Origin of the sequence: Mycobacterium sp. SMC-17 (assembly GCF_045310915.1) — a bacterium.
In the GTDB taxonomy this organism is placed as follows: Bacteria; Actinomycetota; Actinomycetes; order Mycobacteriales; family Mycobacteriaceae; genus Mycobacterium.
Genome location: NZ_JBJIAK010000003.1, coordinates 223,167 through 240,253 on the forward strand (window position 1 = coordinate 223,167; position 17,087 = coordinate 240,253).

Sequence of the window (17,087 nt, forward strand, 5' to 3'; positions counted from 1 at the left end):
GGAAAGGATGGGTTGATGTCCCGCGCGATTCCCCTCCGTCCGCAGCACTCGTTGAGCAGCAACGACTGCTCGGTGGCTGCCGTGCGCGACGCCATCACAGCGGAATTCGACGCGGTTCCCTTTCTCGGCGAGCTGCGGTGCTCACACACGTCGGTGGTCGCCGGAGCCGCGGAGGAGATCGTGTTCACCTACACGGTCGGCCGCTCGGGTATCGCGGACAGCGGCTGGCTCAAGTTGTGCTTCCGCTACTACTCCGACTGGGACCTGCAGACCGCTGATCCCGCCGGGCGCGACTACGCCAGCGCGCAGTTGGTCAGCCGGTCGCTCGTGGGACGCGCGTCCGAAGCCGGCGCGGCCACCGTGCAGCAACTGGCCGTCCGGTACGACGTCAAGGGCGGGGAGCGGCCGTTCCAGAAATCGCTGCTGATCCACGCGGTCGACGGCTACCTCCGGCCCGGCGACGTGATCGAAATCCGATTGGGGGACCGTCGATTCGGTGGTCCGGGCACCCGTGTGCAGACCTTTGTCGAGGACGCGTTCGAGGTGCATCTGTTCGTCGACCCGTTGGGTACGTCCCGGATGGCCCGGGCCGGCGTCAATCAACTCGCGATCGTGCCGGGGCCGCCTGATCAGGTGGTGGTCCGCGGACCGCGGCTGGTGCGCAGCGACGCCGGTACCGTCACGCTCCGCGCTCATCTGCAGGATCGGTGGGGCAACGCGTGCGCGGATACCGCGGCCACATTGCGCGCGCATATCGACGGCGCCGCCGTGGCCGAGGCACGGACGCCGTCGGCCGGTTGGGCCAGTGTGTCGCTGGAAGTGCCGGCGCGCGCCGCGCACATCCGGGTCGTCGACGAAACACACCCGGAGGTGCGGCCCGCCGAGACCATCGTCGACGTGATCGACGACCTGCCCGCCCCGCGCGCGTTCTTCACCGACCTGCACGTCCATTCCAACGACACGGTCGGTACGCAGGACACGGCCTGGAACCTGCGCTATGCCCGCGATATCGGGGCACTCGACGTTGTCGGCTACACCGCCAACGACTTTCAGATCACCGACGAGGCCTGGATCGACGTCGTCGCCGCCTGCCGGGCCATCTCGGACGACGGGAGCCTGGTCTGCTACCCGGGTGTCGAATGGTGCGGCACCGCTGGTGTCGGCGGTGACCACAATGTCGTCTTTCTCGGCGACGACACCACGCTGGCGCGCTCACTGGAGTGGCACCAGGGGATGAGCAGCACCGTGCCCACACCGCAAACCTGGCCCATCACAGAGCTTTACGCCGCCTACGAAAAGGACCCGGATTCGTACCTGCTGATCCCGCACGTGGGTGGTCGGCGCGCGATCCTGGACTGGCACCATCCCGAGCTGGAACGGCTGATCGAAGTGCACTCGTCCTGGGGCAGCAGTCCGTGGTTCCTGGAAGATGCGCTGGCCCGCGGCCTTCGCCTGGGCGCCAGCGCAGCCAGTGACGAGCACCGTGGCCGCCCCGGAGGCGGGGCACCCGGGGCGAACATCTTCGGCGGATTCGGCGGTCTGACAGGCGTTCTCGCGCCCGAGCTCACGAAAGGCGACGTGGGACGCGCGCTGCGCGCACGCCGGACGTGGGCGACCACCGGAGCGCGTGCCGTCGCGCTGCTGCGCAGTGGCGACGCCTGGATGGGCGACGAGATCGACACCGACGAAACCGAATTGACCGCTGAATACGCGCTGTACGGCACGTCCGGTTGGGACGAGATCGCCGTTTATGACAGCACCGGGCGGCTGTGGCAGCGCAACCTGCACGTCGAAACCGGACTGTCGGACGAGCTGGTTCGCATCCGGTGGGGTGGCGCGCGGCACCGCGACCGATACCGGTGGGCGACGTGGTCGGGCGAAGTGCGGGTGTCGGGCACCGAGCTGCTCGACGTGACACCCTGGGCGGCAGCGCATCCGGAGCAACACTTCGACATTGCCGGCGAGTCCGTGCGCTGGCGGACCACAACCTACGGTTCGGACATCGGCGTCGTGGTGCGTTTGGCGGATCTCGCGGCGGCCGAATTCCAGATCGAATCGTCGGTGCACGAGGACGGTCTGCGCGTGGAGCGCGACTTCTCGGGTGCCGAGTTGATCCGTACCGGTCACGTCGAGACCGCGGTGGGCGGACTGAATCTGCGCTTGCGTGCCGAACGGGTGGCCGAATTCTCCGCCCTGCCCACCACGGTGACCGGTGACCTCGTGCTCGGTCTGCCACAGGGCACCAGCGCCACGTACGTGCGCGCCACCCAGTCCGACGGCCATCAGGTGTGGACCAGCCCGCTGTTCGTCACGCGTTCGGGCGGCCGGACGCGATGTCCCGAGCCGGCCTGACCTCGCGTCTCACCCGCTCGATCGACATCAAGGAAAAGCGTGTTCTCTCATCGTCATTTCACCAGGCTGCTCGCCCTGGGCGCGGCCGCCACTGCCGTCGTCGCGATTGCGGGATGCTCGTCGTCGACCAAACCGGCGTCGTCGTCGCCCGTGCCGCTGCGGCTGGGCTACCTGACTCGTGTCACCCACGCGCCGGCGCTCATCGGCGTCAATGACGGGCTGTTCGCAAAGCAGCTCGGTTCGGGGGTGACGTTCACCGCGCAACCGTTCAGCACTGGCACCGAAGAGATCACCGCGCTGTTGTCGGGCCATCTCGACGCCGCGTACGTGGGACCCAACCCCGCATTCAACGCCTGGCAGAAATCGAATGGCAAAGCCATCAAGGTCATTTCGGGCGCGGCCAGCGGCGGCACCTCGTTCGTCGTCCAACCGGGCATCACGTCTGCGCAGGACCTGAGGGGCAAGACGGTGGCCGACCCTGCCCTTGGCGGCACCCAGGACGTCAGCCTCCGTGACTGGCTCGCCAAGAATGGTTTGAAGACCGATACCCAAGGCGGCGGCGATGTTTCGGTCAAGCCGACCAACCCGGAATCGGCGATCGTCCAGCAGTTCGTGAGCAAGCAGATCGCCGGTGCACTGGATTCCGCGCCGTTCGACGTGCAGATGATAAAAGCCGGCGGCGTGCGGTTGTGGTCGGACCCCAACACCATCACGGTGCTGGTCGTGCGCCAGGACTTCCTCGCCGCACATCCTGATGCCGTGGCCGGGCTGCTGCGCGGCCAGGTCCAGGCGAACGACAAGATCGGTGCCGATCCCGCGGCCGCGGCCCAGTCCGCCAACGCCGCCCTTGCGAAAACGCTTGGCAAGGGGCTGGATCCGGAGGTTCTCGCCGAGTCGTTCAAGGAGACCACGTTCACCAACGATCCGGGGATCGCTTCGCTGCGCGACCAGGTCGGCAAGGCCGTGGCCATCGGCTTGTTGCAGCCGCTGAACATCGACGGCCTCTTCGATCCGGCGCCGCTCAATGCGGTGCTGGCGGCGTCGGGCAAACCGGCGGTTGCGGCGTGACCAGCTGTGCGCATGCCGGCGAGATCACCGTGACCGTGCCGGCGCCGCCTCCGGTACCGCGGCCGGCGTTGGAACTGGCTGAAGTGACCAAGCGCTATGGAAAGGGCCCGGGCGCGGTAGCGGCCTTGGACCCGATCAGCCTGACTGTCACAGCAGGTGAATTCGTCTGTCTGGTCGGTAGTTCCGGCTGCGGCAAGAGCACGCTGTTGTCGATCATCGCCGGGCTGGACGCGCCGACGAGCGGAACGGTCGACACGTTCGGCCGGCGGGTGGCACTGATGTTTCAGGAGCCGGCCCTGTTTCCCTGGCTGACCGCCGCCGCCAACGTCGATCTGGCACTGCGGGCGCGGGCGGTGCCGCGGGACGTGCGCCGAGAGCGGGTGGCGCGCCTGCTGGCCACCGTCGGACTGACCGATTTCGCCGGCAAGCGTCCACATCAGTTGTCCGGTGGCATGCGGCAGCGGGTTGCGCTGGCCCGCGCGCTCGCTCAGGACGCCGACGTGCTGTTGATGGACGAACCTTTTGGCGCACTGGATGCGTTGACCCGTGATCTGCTGCATGAGGAACTCGAGCGCATAGTCGAATCACGCGGACTGACAGTTGTTTTCGTCACGCACAACGTACGAGAAGCGGTTCGCCTGGCTGACCGGGTGATTCTCCTGGGGGCTCGACCGGGTCGCGTCGTCGAAGAGTTCCACGTGCCGGCATCCCGCCCCCGCCAGATCAATACCGCCGATGTCGCTGAGTTGGCGGCACACATCACGGCGCGACTGCACGAGGAAGGCAACCGTGGTCGGTAGTGGAGTCGCCGATCTGGCGCGGTCGTCACGGCAGCACGCAGGTCGGCTGCAGCCGGTGTTGGCATCGATGTGGGCGAAGGCACTGGCCTTGCTTGTGGTGTTGGGGGCGTGGCAGCTGGTTTGCCTGACCGGCTGGAAATCGTCGGTGATCCTGCCCAGTCCCGTGGCGGTCGGCACCACGCTGTGGCAGCAGCTGCACGAGGCGGTGTTGTGGCAGGCGGTTTCGACGACGATGGCGCGGGCCGTCGTCGGTTTCGGGCTGTCGCTGCTGATCGGCACGGTGATCGGCGCCGTCCTGTCCCGGAACACACTGCTGCGCAGTACTTTCGGTCCACTCATCACCGGTCTGCAGACGATGCCGGCGATCGCCTGGTTCCCCTTCGCGATCATCTTCTTCGGCCTCGACACCTCGGCCATCCTGTTCGTCATCGTCATCGGTGCCGCGCCGTCGGTGGCGCTCGGCGTCATCTCGGGGGCCGACCACATTCCGCCTCTGCAGTTGCGTGCGGCGAAGACCATGGGGCTGAGGCGGTTTGCGTTGTACCGGCACGTCATTCTCCCGGCGTCACTGCCGACATTCGTCAGCGGTTTGCGTCAGGGTTGGGCGTTCGCGTGGCGGAGCCTGATGGCCGGCGAACTGGTGGTGATGGTCGCCGGCACCGCATCGATCGGGGTGCTGCTGGAGAACGCGCAGAACATGAGTGACATGCCGCTGGCCATCGCCGTCATGATCGTCGTGCTGGTGATCGGCATCGTCGTCGACTCGGTGTTCGGCCTGGCGGACAGCCAGATCCGCCGGTACTGGGGACTGGTCGACGGTGACCGCGAATGACCGGTGGCGTGAACCCTTTTCGCCTCTGGGCGTTCGGCGACGCCCACGTCGGCACCGACCGCCGGTTCGGCAGAGACAGCCTGGCCGAGGCGATATCGCAGTCTGAATTCGGTGGGTCCGACGGCGGCCCGGCGTTCGACTGGGACATCGCGCTCGATGTCGGCGACATGTCAGGTGCCCACCACCACCTTCCCGACGATGCCGAGGGGCGAGAGCTGCGGCGGCAGTTCGACAGCCTGCGTCGCCATCGGCGCGAGGACATCTACAGCGTGTGCGGCAATCATGACCGCAGCGGTCTGGACGAACCCGAGGCCTGGTGGTGGCAGAAATGGGTCGACCCGCTCGGGCGGCACACGGCGTTTTCCGGCGTCGACAGCGCGCGCCGGCCCTTTCCGGTCGACGGCGTGTGGCAGCACTACTCGTTCCGGGTGGGGAACCTGTTGTTTCTCATGCTGAGCGACCGCAACGAACCCACGCAGTCTGTCGGTCGCGGCCCGTTGGGCGGTAACCCCGGGGGAGTCGTCAGCGGCGAGACGTTCCGATGGTGGAAAGCCATGGTGCTGGCCAACCCCGACGCGATCATCGTGACGGTGCACCACTACGTCCTCAAGGACACCACGGTCGCCTCGGGAGAGTGGGAAGGTGTGCGCCGCGATGCCGACGGGCGGTTGGTGGAGCACTATCACCGGCCGTTCGAGGCAGGCACACCGCAAGGGGCGTCATACCTGTACTGGGTGGACAGTCGGCCGGACTCGGGCGCTTTCGAACAGTTTCTGGCCGCGCATCCGGGCCGGGTTCAGCTGTGGATCGCGGGGCACACCCACACCCATCCCGACGACAATTTCGGCGGCAAGAGCCACATCGAACAACGCTGGGGCACATGGTTTCTCAACGTCGCCTCGCTGAGCCGGCACCACATGCCGATCACGACGCTGCCGCTGAGCCGGTTGTTGACGTTCACCCCGGGCAGCGCGGAAGTCCGGGTGCAGTGCTACCTGCACACCAGCCAGCACGGGCCGCAGGGTTGGTATGACAAGGCGGAGAAGGTGATTGCGCTGCAGGCGCCGTTTCGCTGGAGCGGCTCACCGGCGGACTGACGCGAGAACGTCAGCTGCGCAGCGTCTGGTGGGGACTGCAGCCGAAGGTCTGCCGGTAGGTCACCGCGAATCGCCCGGTGTGGGCGAAACCCCAGCGGAGGGCGACGGCGCTCACCGTGGTGGTCGCGACATCGCCGGCCAGCAGCTCGCTGTGGGCCCGGTGCAGCCGGGCCGTACGCAGGTACTGCATGGGCGTGGTGTCCAGATGCCGGCGGAACATGTACTGGACCGCTCGCGGTGTCACGTAGATGGCTTCGGCGATGTCACTGAGGGCGATATCGCGGTGGGCGTTCTCGTCGATGAACGCGATCGCGCGGCGCAGCAGTGGTTCGTTCGAATCCCGGCGATCGACGGGGGTCGGTTCGGTTGTCGCCGTATTGGGCAGTGCGGCAAGCATACTGGCGGCCAGATGCTGGGCGGCGGTGGCGGCCACCAGTTCCGACGTACGTGCCTCCGGTGACGGCAGCACGTGATCCCGCAGGTAACCGATCAGCGCTCCGAGTTGGCGCCCCGCCGCGGCCGAGACGGGCCGGTGTCCGAGGAGCCGCACGGGTTGTGACCGCCGACCAGGGCCGGTGTTCGCAACGCGGTTCAGTAATGCGGGATCGAACATCGTGAGGTCGTAGTGCGCGTGCGACAGCCGGCCTGTGTAGGGGAGCTCCGGTGGCGCCAGGAGCGTCACGTCGCCGGCGGTGAAGGCGTCGGACGGTTCGCCGATGATGTCCTGTTCGAGCACGCCCGAATGCATGCGGCAGATGCAGACGCGCTCCAGGGGGTTGACGGCATAGCCGACGCTGTAGGTGAAGTGGAGTTCGTCGATGCTGACCGTGCCGGCTCGTTGCCGTTCGTGGCGCAGCAACGTCTGGTCGTCGTCATCGGTTTGCAGGCGCATCTTCGCGTACCTGCGGCCCAGGAACTCCTCGGTGGCACCGAGATCTTCGCTTTCGAATATTCCCGTGTCCACATGACTCCCATCCGCTGCACGTACCGGCGGCCGAGCAGCAGGTTATGAACGCTGCCTGCGATGTCAATCGTAGGACTATCCAACAAACGCAAGGTCACGTTCGCAAACGCTTCGCTTGATGGCCTTAACACCGGCGGGGAACGCGGCTATCGTCAGCTATCGCTTCACCGGAACTGAGGGGTTGCACTTGTCGAGGTATCGGCCCGGCCATCGCCTGATTGCGTCGACAAGTGCGCACCGCGGTGTCTGAGACACCGATTGACGAGCCCGGGACGGAGACCACCGCCGCCCAGTGGGACGCGGTCACGGTCCTGTCCGGCGGTCACGCGCACGACATCGGCAGGTTCCAGTTCTTCGTCGCCGAGCAGCGCTGGGTGTGGTCCGACGAGGTGGCCCGTATGCACGGCTACCGGCCGGGACAGGTGCAACCCACCACCGAACTGCTGTTGAGTCACAAGCATCCCGACGACCGTGCCAAGGTCGCCGACATCCTCCAGCGGGTGCAGGCGGGCGGTTTGTTCAGCAGCCGGCATCGGATCGTCGATGTGCACGGGCAGACGCATTGGATGGTGGTGGTGAGCGATCATCTGACCGACTCGGCGGGGAAGGTGATCGGAACCCAGGGCTACTACATCGACGTCACTGCCGGCCTGCAGTCGGACCTGACGGCGGCCATGGGCCACGTCGTCGAATCTCGCGCGGCCATCGAGCAGGCCAAGGGCATCTTGATGATCGCTTATGACGTCGACGACGCCCGGGCCTTCGAGATTCTCAAGTGGCGTTCGCAGGCGACCAAACAAAAGCTCAAAGACGTTGCGGCACAGTTGGTCGGTTCCTTGCGGCGCACCGGTCTGTCGGCCGAGAGCATCAGCACCATCGACCAGCTGCTCTTGGCCGACGAGCGATCCGCGGAGTAGGCGCGAATCGCATCGCCGGCGTCCGTGCGGCTACAGCGACTTCGCGACCAGTGCGGCGAGATCTCCGATGCGGTTGGAGTAGCCCCATTCGTTGTCATACCAGGACACGACCTTGGCTTGGTTGTCGATGACCTTGGTCAGTCCCGCATCGAACAGCGAACTGTGCGGGTCGGTGACGATATCGGACGACACGATCGGCGCGTCGTAGTACTTCAAAATCCCCTGCAGCGGACCCTCGGCCGCCGCCCGCATCGCCGCGTTGATGTCCGCCGCACTCGCGGATTTCCCCAGCTCCGCGGTCAGATCGGTCACCGACCCCGTGGGCACCGGCACCCGCAACGCATACCCGTCCAACTTGCCCTTGAGCTCGGGCAACACCAACCCGATCGCCTTGGCCGCCCCCGTCGAGGTCGGCACGATGTTGATCGCCGCCGCCCGCGCCCGCCGCAAATCCTTGTGCGGCCCATCCTGCAGATTCTGATCCTGCGTATAGGCGTGAATCGTCGTCATCAACCCGCTCACGATCCCGAACTCATCGTTCAACACCTTGGCGATCGGGCCCAGACAATTCGTCGTGCACGACGCATTCGAGATGATGTCCTGACTACCGTCGTACTTGTCATCATTGACACCCATCACGATCGTGATGTCCTCACCGGTCGCCGGTGCGGAGATGATCACCTTCTTGGCCCCGGCCTCCAGATGCCCGCGCGCCTTGGCCGCATCGGTGAAAATGCCGGTCGATTCCACCACGATGTCCACACCCAGATCGCCCCACGGCAGCGCCGCCGGACCGTCCTTGACCGCCAGCGCCTTGATCTTGGTGTCCCCGACGATCAGGGTGTCCCCGTCCGCGCGCACCTCATAGGGCAACCGGCCCAGGATCGAATCGAACTTCAACAGATGCGCCAACGCATCCGTGGAAGTCAAGTCGTTGACCGCGACGATCTCCAGATCGGCGTTCTTCCCCGCTGCCTTTTGCGCATCCAGGGCCCGAAAGAAGTTACGCCCGATACGCCCGAAACCGTTGACGCCGATCCGAATAGTCACTGCCGATACTCCTCGCTTGATCGTTTCAGGACGAACCATACACTCATTAGGATTTTCTGCAAGCTAATTATGTATTTCAAATACCTAACTAGCCCTGACTTACGCTTGCGCCGGCATGTGTCGCCTTGCTTCAATGGCAGCCATGGCGCTCAGCGGCACGTCGGTGTCACCTACTGCCGGCGAAGTGTTCGCCGTGATCAGGGATCACCGGGCTATTACCCGTAGCGAGATCGGCCGAATCACCGGTCTGTCGCGCACCGCGGTGACTGCGCGAATCGCGGCGCTGGAAGCCGACAATCTGGTGATCGAGCCCGAGCACGTCGCAACTACGGGCGGACGTCCGGCGGCGCAGCTCATGTTCAACGTGGATGCCGGCATCGTCTTCGCGGTGGCCATCGGGCGGAGCCGCACGCAACTGGCGTTGTGCAATCTCGCCGGCGACATCCTTGCGACCGCCGACATCGATCAGGAGCCCGGTATGGGCCCGGGCGATCTGATGCCCGATCTGGTGAAGCGGCTCGGCGAACTCCTGGACGACTCCGGGCGCCGCGGCGACCGCATATTCGGCATCGGTCTGAGTCTTCCCGGCACGGTCGATCAGCAGCTCGGGGCGAGCCTGGACTCGCCGAACATGAGTGGTTGGGACGGTGTGCCGTTGGCGCCGTACTTCCGGCACCTCGCCGACGCGCCGGTGGTCATGGACAACGATGCCAATGTGATCGCACTGGCCGAACGCCGCTTCGGATTCGCCGATGTGCAGGACATGCTGGTCGTCAAGGCGTCCACCGGGTTGGGCGCCGGCATCGTGATGGGGGGCCAACTCCGGCGCGGCGCGGTGCAGGCAGCGGGGGACTTCGGGCACAGCAAGATCGCGGCGGCTGCCGGTATCTCGTGCCGCTGCGGTGACACGGGTTGCGTCGAGGCGGTCGCCGGCGGCTGGGCGATCGTGCGCGATCTGCGGCGTGAAGGGTATGCCGTGGGCCACCTGCGTGACGTCGTGGCGTTGGCGCACAGTGGGGATGCCAAGGCCCGCAGCAAGATTCGTGACAGTGGTCGACATGTCGGCGAAGTGCTCGCGGCCGCGGTCAACCTGATCAACCCCGCCGTGTTGGTCGTGGCCGGTGACATGGTCGGTGCTTACGACGTGTTCGTGGCCGGTCTGCGAGAAACCTTGTACGGCAACGCCAGCACGCTGGCCACCCGCACGCTGCAGGTCGTCCCGTCGGTGCTTCAGGAGCGCGTCGGCATCATCGGCTGCGCGACCACGGCGCTCGATCACATCTTGAGTCCGCAGATGGTCGATACCTCTCTGCAGACCAGGCTGGCCCACTCACGTACCTGATGCTCGCGCCATGCGGCGGATGAGTTTCCGGGTGGCTCTTTCCAGGATCTCCTGAGCCGCAGCGTCATTCCGCTGCTTCTCGGCACGCCTGACGGCCGCGGAAATCGTCAGACCTTGTTCGTACGCCGTCACCACCCGGGGGTCGACATACGAACTCCGCGCCACTGCAGGGGTGTTGCCGAGTTCGTCGGCGACCTCGCGGAAGACCGAAGTCCGGGCGCGGCGGATGGCTGCCTTCGTATCCGCCGGCGCGACGGAGGCGAAGCCCGCGGCGGCCAATACGGTGCCGTGCCATGTTCTCAGGTCCTTGACGCTGTACTCCTCGCCGACAAGCTCTTTGAATCGGGCATTGAGGTCGTCGGCATGGAGCTCTACGCACCCCGAACCGGTGCGGCAGTAGAAGAGTCGATCGGTTGGGTCTCGTCCGCGGCGTAGCGCTCGGACCGCTCGGACCACTTGTTGGTCTGCCAGTTCCAGATGGCGCTGTACGCCGCTCTTCGCCGGGTAGTCGAATATCACTGTGCCGCTGCGCACCTCGACGTGTTCGCAACGCAGCGTGGCCAGTCCGCGCGAGTCGTTCTCCTGGGCGTACTCCTCGCCGCCGGCGCGGAAATACCCGAGGTCGATCAGATGCAGGGCCACCGCGAGCACGCGCTCGCGGTGCAGTCCGCGGCCGGTGAGGTCGGCTGCGATCCGGTTTCGCCACTCGGGCAGCGCCGTGGAGAGCTGGAGCACGCGGTCGAACTTCTCCTCGGTGCGTTCCTGCTGCCACACGGCGTGATAGAGGTACTGGCGGCGTCCCGCGGCGTCGGTGCCCACCGCCTGGATGTGTCCGTTGCGGTGGGGGCTGATCCAGACTTTCCGCCACGCCGGTGGTATCACCAGTTCGCGAATCCGTTGTAGCGTCGCTTCGTCGGTGACGGGAGTGCCGTCGGCGTCGTAGTAGGAGAAGCCGTTGCCGCGCCGCCTGCGCGTGATCCCGGGCGATGCGATGTCGCTATGTCGCAGCCTCATGGCTCACCTGCCCGGTGTCTGTGTCGCACCGTCCGTCCTTACCCCGGATCGCCTGCGGCGACACCTCGTCGACGCGTGCGTCAACCCCGGCGGTACCGGGCAAAATGATGCGTAGATCACAGTGTCCTACGTCACACCCTGAGCAGTCTGCTCAACATTTCCGCTGGCTGTTGACGTGCTCATCGCGACACGGCAGATTTCGCTGCACCGATTGCTTGTGGTTGGCTTTGCCGCTCCCGATCTGCTTTGGAGATTGCGGGACACGAGGGTCGGAGGTGCGAGCGGCTCGGGGCTGCGGGCACCAATCCTGCACAGGCAACAACACACTGAGGAAATTGATGTCTCGTTCACGTCTGACCAACGCCGTCACCATCCGTCGTCTGGCTGCCGCAATCGGCGCCGGCGCTCTCGTGGCCATGGGGGCCGCCACCGTCGCGGTTGCCGAGCCGGCGCGGGAGAACCCGGTGGGCGCCAATGGCTCGACGACCACCAAGGAGGCGCCTCCCACCGCGCCGCTGACCCCGTCGGCCAGCCCCGTCGTCAAGGCCGCGCCCTACGGTAAGAGCTAGATAGAAGCTCAAAGGCCAACTGTCGCAAGCTGTTCAATACGGCAAGCGATAGTTGGCCTTTCGGCCGACGAACTCAGGCGCGCGGCATGATCATCACCGGGACCGGTGAATGACGCAGGATTTTCGCCGCTGCCGATCCGAGAAACACCCGGGCGGACTGCCCGGCCGCGCCCGATCCGAGCAGCAGCACATCACCTGATGCCCAGCCCGTGTTCTCCACGGCCTGCTGCCAATCCCGCCCGCTGCTGACGACCATGTCCACATCGGGCACGGCCAGATCTTCGCGAATTCTGTTGAGCTGCTTGGTGACATCGTCGGCGGTGCGTTTCGACCACTGCGCGACCACCATGTCCTCGGCACCCGCCTCGAGCGAGGGCCCGCCGAATGCCCACGCGGGCCGGACGGTGTACGCCACGATCCGCAGCTGGGCGTTCCAGTCCTTCGACAGCTCCGCGGCCGCCCGGATCAATCCGTTGGTGTCGGCCTCGCCGCCGTAGGCCGCGGTGAGGCGGCGGATCGGCTCGTGACTGAAGGCGTATCCGCGCGGCGCGATCGCCACCGGCACCTGCGCGGTGTGCACCAGCCGCTCCGTCACGCTGCCGAGAGCAACGCGTCCCAGCAGGCCGGACGACGACGATCCGAGCACCACGGCGCGGGCCTCGAACTCCTGCGCGAGCTCGAGCAAACCGGTTGGGATGGAGCCGGATTCGTGAACCAGCGTGGGTACGTCCGGTCGCCCGGGGAGGCCGTTGACGACGGCCTGCAAGGACTGGGCCGTCTGCGCCTTAACGTGGCGCAGGTATTCCTCCTCGACGGGGTCGTTGCGCGGCGGCCACGAGCGCTCGAGAACCGCTGCCGCGATGACCTTCTCGCCCGTGGTCCTCGCGATCTGCACAGCGAGGTTGATCGGGGCGCTGCCCTGCCGGGAGGCGCTGAACCCGGCGATGATCGTCACGCGACAGGCTCCTCGGCGGGAGTCATCGCGATCACGTTGGTCACCGGGATGTTGTAGTCGGACCGGGCGCGGTCGACCACATCGAAGCGGTGCCAGATCGACTGTTCCGGTGGCTCTGTCGCGATGACGATCTGATCCGGGTGGAATTCGTCCACGCCGGCGGCCAGCGCGCGCAGCGGGCGGTAGTCGCCCAGCTTGCCGTCGGCCTCCAGGTTCGCCGAGTGCAGCGCCGCCAGCGTCTGGTCGAGACGTTGCTGGGCAAGGACTTTGGTGGCCTCCCAGACATCGAGGGGGCTGTGCGAGGCGGCGGCGCCGGTCTCGATCGGGCTGACCGGCACCACCACGTGATAGGTCGTGGCGTTGTCGGCGCCGATGGCGCGCAGTTCGTCGAGCAGCTCCTCGGAGCCGACGGTTTCGTTGGCCAGCACCAGTACCCGGTGCGGCCGCTCGGTCGCGATGACGGGCTCCGGGACCGGCCGGCGGGAGTTGAACCAGCGGTTGGCGAAGAACAGCCCGATCACCACGGCCCAGGACAGCAGGCTCAGCGTCAGGGCCCTTCGGTTGTCTCCGCCCTGGACGTACATCTGAACCAGGATGGCGGTCATCGCCAGCGCCGTGATGATCGACAACACGGGGAACAGCCACATTTTGACCTTGAGCTTGTCGCCGCCGTTGCGGTACCGCAGCACGATCTGGGAGATGGCGATCAAGAGGTAGACGAAGAGGATGACGGCGCCGCTGGAATCCAGCAGGAACTTGAAGATGAAATCGGGCGAGAAGGCCGAGGCGATGACACCCAGGAAACCGATGACCGACGATGTGAGAATGGCGGCCGCCGGAACGCCGCGACGGGTGACGGAGACGAGCTGGGCGGGCGCCTCTCGGCGGGCGGCCAGCACGAACAGCATGCGCGAGGCGGTGTACATGCCCGAGTTCAGGCAGCTCAAGACTGCGGTCAGGACAACCGCGTTCATGATGTGGTCGGCGTAGGGGATACCCATCGCGGTGAAGGCCGAGACGAACGGCGACGCGGCGAGCTGCTTGCCGTTCCACGGCAGGATGGTCACCAGCAGGAACGCCGAGCCGACGAAGAAGACGGCGATGCGCATGATGACCGAGTTGGCGGCCTTGGCGACAGCGCGCTCAGGGTCGGTGGACTCGGCGGCGGCGATGGTCGCGATCTCGGCGCCCACCATCGAGAAGATCACGGTGACGACACCGACGGTGACCGCGGACGAGCCCAGCGGGAAGAAACCGCCGTGCGCGGTCAGGTTGGAGAAATCCATGGATTTGTGCGGCCACAGACCGAGCACGAAACAGGAGCCCAGTCCGATGAACACGATGATGGCCGCGACCTTGATGCTGGCGAACCAGAACTCGAACTCGCCGAACGACGACACAGAGAACAGATTCGTCGCCGTCATCGCGATCAACAGCAGTAGGGCTGTGAGCCATATCGGTGCCGCGGGCAGCCAGTACCGAATGATCTTCGCGCCGGCGATCGCCTCGAATCCGACGACGATCACCCAGAAGTACCAGTACAGCCAGCCGATCGAGAAGCCGGCCCAGTTGCCCAAGGCATTGCGGGCGTAATCGGCGAACGAGCCGGTCGACGGATTGGCCACCGCCATCTCGGCGAGCATCCGCATGATCATGATGATCAGCACGCCGGCGAGCGCATACGTGATGAACGTGCCGGGACCGGTGTCTTTGATGACGACACCGGAGCCGACGAACAGCCCGGCGCCGATCACGCCCCCGATCGCGATCATGGACAGTTGGCGTTGGCTCAGTGCCTTGTTGAGGGTCGGTGTCCCGCTCACGTCGTCTCCTTCGCGCTGCCCCGACGGCGTTGTCAGGGCGTTTTCAGCCCACGCCCAGCGACAGATGTGAGCTGCACCACTATTTGGTGTGTGCGAATACTAAGCCGGTCAGCACGGCATGCGGGGGCCGAAGGAGGCGCCATCTTGTCGGAACATCCGGCCGTTTTTCCGACAGCAGTCGGAAGGCCGCCGGCGCCTGGTATCAGCGGCGGCGCAGTCGGGCCAGCCGGATGCTGAGCATGAGATCGAAGCGGGCTTCGCCGTCGGTGAGGTCGGTGACGTCGTCACCGAGTGCCTGGGTGATCTTCTCCAAGCGGTAGTACAGCGTCGAGCGATGCAGGTGCATGGTGTCGGCCGCGCGCCGGGCATCGCCACCGGAGGACAGATAGGCCTCGAGTGTCTGGATGAGGTCGTCGCGCCCCTCGGCCAAGAGCGCCGCGACGCCCGGATGGATCAGCGCGTCGAGTTCGTCTGGAGCGTCGGCGAGGCTGTCGGCGACCAGCGCGACCGCCCGCCACGACCCGGCCGCGGTCCAGTCGAGCGCCGCCTCGCCCGGGCCGGCGCCCGCGGCGGCCAGGGTGCAGGCCAGCCGGGCATCCCGAAATGACTGGGCGGCCTGGGCCAGGGGCAGCCGGCTACCGGACCAGCCGATGACCGGCGCGTCATCGAAGGTGGCCCGGATCGACGAGGTCACGGTCTCGGCGAGTCGCTGCGGCGAGACCCGCACGTGCGCGGGGCAGAAGGCGAAGACGCTCACGGGATTGCCGGGCAGGATGAACCAGTTGTGCGTTCGCTCGACGGCGGACAGCCGCAGGCGTAGTGCGGTGAGACGCTGCTCGGTCTCCGCGGCGTCCCCGGACGGGACGAACGCGAAGACGGTGAGCAGGCTGTCCGGCTGTGCCATGCCCTGGGCGCTGAGCTCGAGGAGCACCGCGTTCAGCGGCTCGCCCGCACCGGCCGCCAACAGGCGGGTGAGCACGGCCTGACGCGCGGACTCGACGGCCCGCTCGGCGGTTTGGCGCCGATCCAGGACCGCCACCAGATCCGCGCCGGCCTGGTTCGCCAGGGCACGCTCGGCCGCGCTCAGTGACTGCTCCGGGTCGATCACCCACAGGTAGCCGAAATGGTTCGCGGCCGATCGAACCGGCACGCAGTACCGCGCCACCATGGCGTACTGGGGCAGCGGCGGAATCGCGACGCCCGGGTCGGCGTCATCGATTCCTAGGGCCTGAAGCTCTGCTATGACTTCGGGTTTCGTGGTGCGCTCGAGGAGGCTGTGCATTCGCACGTCGTCGACGGTCCCGAGCTGGCGGCTGAAGGTCATGGGCGTCATCGCCGTGTCGTCCAGCAGGACCGCGCGATTCAGCGATCGGGCCAGCAGGTCGACGATCAGCTGAATGTGGGCACTGGGATCGGTGCCGTGCGGTTCCGCCATACGCTCCCATTCGGATCTGTGTCGGCGGCACTGCGCTCACAGGAACCGCAACGTTTGTTGCCGGTATCGTCGCACGCGCTCCGCGGCGGACGGGGCGTTGACGGTGGAGATGGACGATGTTGCCCGCAATGTGGTCGGAAGTGCGTTGGGCCTTCACGCCGCCGCGCACCTGGCTGCTGGGCGTGGCGGCCAACGTCGTGCTCGCCCTGCTGTGGCTTGCCGTGGAGCCGCTGACCTCCGGGGGACGCCATCACCACGATTGGGTGATCCTGGTCGGCACGTACTTCTCGTCGTTCGTGCTGGCCGACACCACGACAACCAATGTGCTTGGCGCCGACCATGATCGGGTCCGGCAGCGGCTGGCCGAATCGGTGTCGCCATGGCGGATATTGCTGCAGAAGAACCTGGCGCTGCTGATTCTCGTCGGACTTCCGACGCTCGTGGTTGCCGCGGTGCTCACCGTCTGGTTGGAGACTCCGGCCCGGCTCGGTGTGACGATCCCGAATGTCGCGGTGCCGATCGTGTCCTGGCTGGGCGTCGGCAACGCGGTGTCGGTATTGCTGCCGGTTGCTGAAGTGCGGTTGGTGCAGCGGTGGGGCCAGCGTCACGACCGGCGCCGTATCGCATTCTGGCTGTCGTCGCTGGTGCTGCCGTACGTTCTGTATTTCGTCGCCGACCCGGTCGGCGGGGTGGAGCACCGGGAATTGTGGCGGAAGCTACCGAACGCCGTCGCCCATGTTTTCGGTCCCGTCCTCGGCCGCGACACCAAAAGCGCTGTGCACCTTGCTATCGCGGTCGGCGTGTGGATCGCCGGGACACTGTTTGCCGATTGGTGGGTGCGGCGCCGTGGCGTGCAGTTCCGGTAGCGG

General features: G+C 66.4%; 15 protein-coding genes. 9 read left to right on the forward strand and 6 right to left on the reverse strand.

The window, feature by feature from the left end:
• Positions 1 to 15: 15 nt before the first annotated feature.
• The 5 genes from ACJH7A_RS03650 (at position 16) to ACJH7A_RS03670 (ending at position 6,149) form a co-directional block, all read left to right on the forward strand.
• Complete coding sequence (locus ACJH7A_RS03650) at positions 16 to 2,352, forward strand: hypothetical protein (RefSeq protein ID WP_212806489.1); 2,337 nt, start codon at positions 16 to 18, stop codon at positions 2,350 to 2,352.
• Between the two features lie 150 nt (positions 2,353 to 2,502).
• Positions 2,503 to 3,420 carry an ABC transporter substrate-binding protein gene (locus ACJH7A_RS03655; RefSeq protein ID WP_244872823.1) on the forward strand — a complete coding sequence of 306 codons (918 nt, stop codon included), beginning with the start codon at positions 2,503 to 2,505 and terminating at the stop codon, positions 3,418 to 3,420.
• Between the two features lie 68 nt (positions 3,421 to 3,488).
• Positions 3,489 to 4,220, forward strand: coding sequence for an ABC transporter ATP-binding protein (locus ACJH7A_RS03660; protein ID WP_212814712.1), 732 nt, complete (start codon positions 3,489 to 3,491; stop codon positions 4,218 to 4,220).
• Entirely contained in the window at positions 4,210 to 5,052 is an 843-nt protein-coding gene (locus ACJH7A_RS03665) for an ABC transporter permease (protein WP_244872825.1), read from the forward strand. Before ACJH7A_RS03660 ends, ACJH7A_RS03665 begins: the two co-directional genes overlap by 11 nt.
• Positions 5,049 to 6,149 (forward strand): hypothetical protein, encoded by a 1,101-nt coding sequence (locus ACJH7A_RS03670; protein WP_318984177.1) that lies wholly within the window; start codon positions 5,049 to 5,051, stop codon positions 6,147 to 6,149. Before ACJH7A_RS03665 ends, ACJH7A_RS03670 begins: the two co-directional genes overlap by 4 nt.
• Positions 6,150 to 6,159: 10 nt before the next feature.
• Here the strand turns inward: ACJH7A_RS03670 and ACJH7A_RS03675 are convergent, their stop codons facing one another.
• Positions 6,160 to 7,113: a helix-turn-helix transcriptional regulator gene (locus tag ACJH7A_RS03675; RefSeq protein ID WP_318984178.1), complete on the reverse strand. Its 954-nt coding sequence runs from the start codon at positions 7,111 to 7,113 to the stop codon at positions 6,160 to 6,162.
• Between the two features lie 335 nt (positions 7,114 to 7,448).
• Here ACJH7A_RS03675 and ACJH7A_RS03680 point away from each other — a divergent pair, with 335 nt between their 5' ends.
• Positions 7,449 to 8,030, forward strand: coding sequence for a PAS and ANTAR domain-containing protein (locus ACJH7A_RS03680; protein ID WP_318984301.1), 582 nt, complete (start codon positions 7,449 to 7,451; stop codon positions 8,028 to 8,030).
• A gap of 30 nt (positions 8,031 to 8,060) precedes the next feature.
• Here ACJH7A_RS03680 and gap read toward each other — a convergent pair whose 3' ends face one another.
• Positions 8,061 to 9,080: a type I glyceraldehyde-3-phosphate dehydrogenase gene (gene gap, locus ACJH7A_RS03685; RefSeq protein WP_318984179.1), complete on the reverse strand. Its 1,020-nt coding sequence runs from the start codon at positions 9,078 to 9,080 to the stop codon at positions 8,061 to 8,063.
• A gap of 142 nt (positions 9,081 to 9,222) precedes the next feature.
• Between gap and ACJH7A_RS03690 the strand changes: the two genes are divergently transcribed.
• Positions 9,223 to 10,422, forward strand: coding sequence for an ROK family transcriptional regulator (locus ACJH7A_RS03690; RefSeq protein WP_318984302.1), 1,200 nt, complete (start codon positions 9,223 to 9,225; stop codon positions 10,420 to 10,422).
• Here ACJH7A_RS03690 and ACJH7A_RS03695 read toward each other — a convergent pair.
• The gene (locus tag ACJH7A_RS03695; protein ID WP_318984180.1) at positions 10,411 to 11,436 is read right to left on the reverse strand and encodes a DNA topoisomerase IB; all 1,026 of its coding nucleotides are present in this window, start codon (positions 11,434 to 11,436) and stop codon (positions 10,411 to 10,413) included. The genes ACJH7A_RS03690 and ACJH7A_RS03695 overlap by 12 nt on opposite strands.
• A 338-nt stretch (positions 11,437 to 11,774) precedes the next feature.
• Here ACJH7A_RS03695 and ACJH7A_RS03700 point away from each other — a divergent pair, with 338 nt between their 5' ends.
• Complete coding sequence (locus ACJH7A_RS03700) at positions 11,775 to 12,005, forward strand: hypothetical protein (protein ID WP_318984181.1); 231 nt, start codon at positions 11,775 to 11,777, stop codon at positions 12,003 to 12,005.
• Between the two features lie 73 nt (positions 12,006 to 12,078).
• On the opposite strand, the gene ACJH7A_RS03705 is transcribed toward ACJH7A_RS03700, so the two are convergent.
• The 3 genes from ACJH7A_RS03705 to ACJH7A_RS03715 form a co-directional block, all read right to left on the reverse strand.
• The gene (locus ACJH7A_RS03705; protein WP_318984182.1) at positions 12,079 to 12,960 is read right to left on the reverse strand and encodes a universal stress protein; all 882 of its coding nucleotides are present in this window, start codon (positions 12,958 to 12,960) and stop codon (positions 12,079 to 12,081) included.
• A complete protein-coding gene (locus ACJH7A_RS03710; RefSeq protein WP_318984183.1) occupies positions 12,957 to 14,783 on the reverse strand; it encodes an amino acid permease in 1,827 nt (608 codons plus the stop codon). Before ACJH7A_RS03710 ends, ACJH7A_RS03705 begins: the two co-directional genes overlap by 4 nt.
• A 202-nt stretch (positions 14,784 to 14,985) precedes the next feature.
• Positions 14,986 to 16,218: a helix-turn-helix domain-containing protein gene (locus ACJH7A_RS03715; RefSeq protein ID WP_318984184.1), complete on the reverse strand. Its 1,233-nt coding sequence runs from the start codon at positions 16,216 to 16,218 to the stop codon at positions 14,986 to 14,988.
• Positions 16,219 to 16,334: 116 nt separating this feature from the next.
• Between ACJH7A_RS03715 and ACJH7A_RS03720 the strand changes: the two genes are divergently transcribed.
• Complete coding sequence (locus ACJH7A_RS03720; RefSeq protein ID WP_318984185.1) at positions 16,335 to 17,084, forward strand: hypothetical protein; 750 nt, start codon at positions 16,335 to 16,337, stop codon at positions 17,082 to 17,084.
• The last annotated feature ends 3 nt before the right edge of the window (positions 17,085 to 17,087 follow it).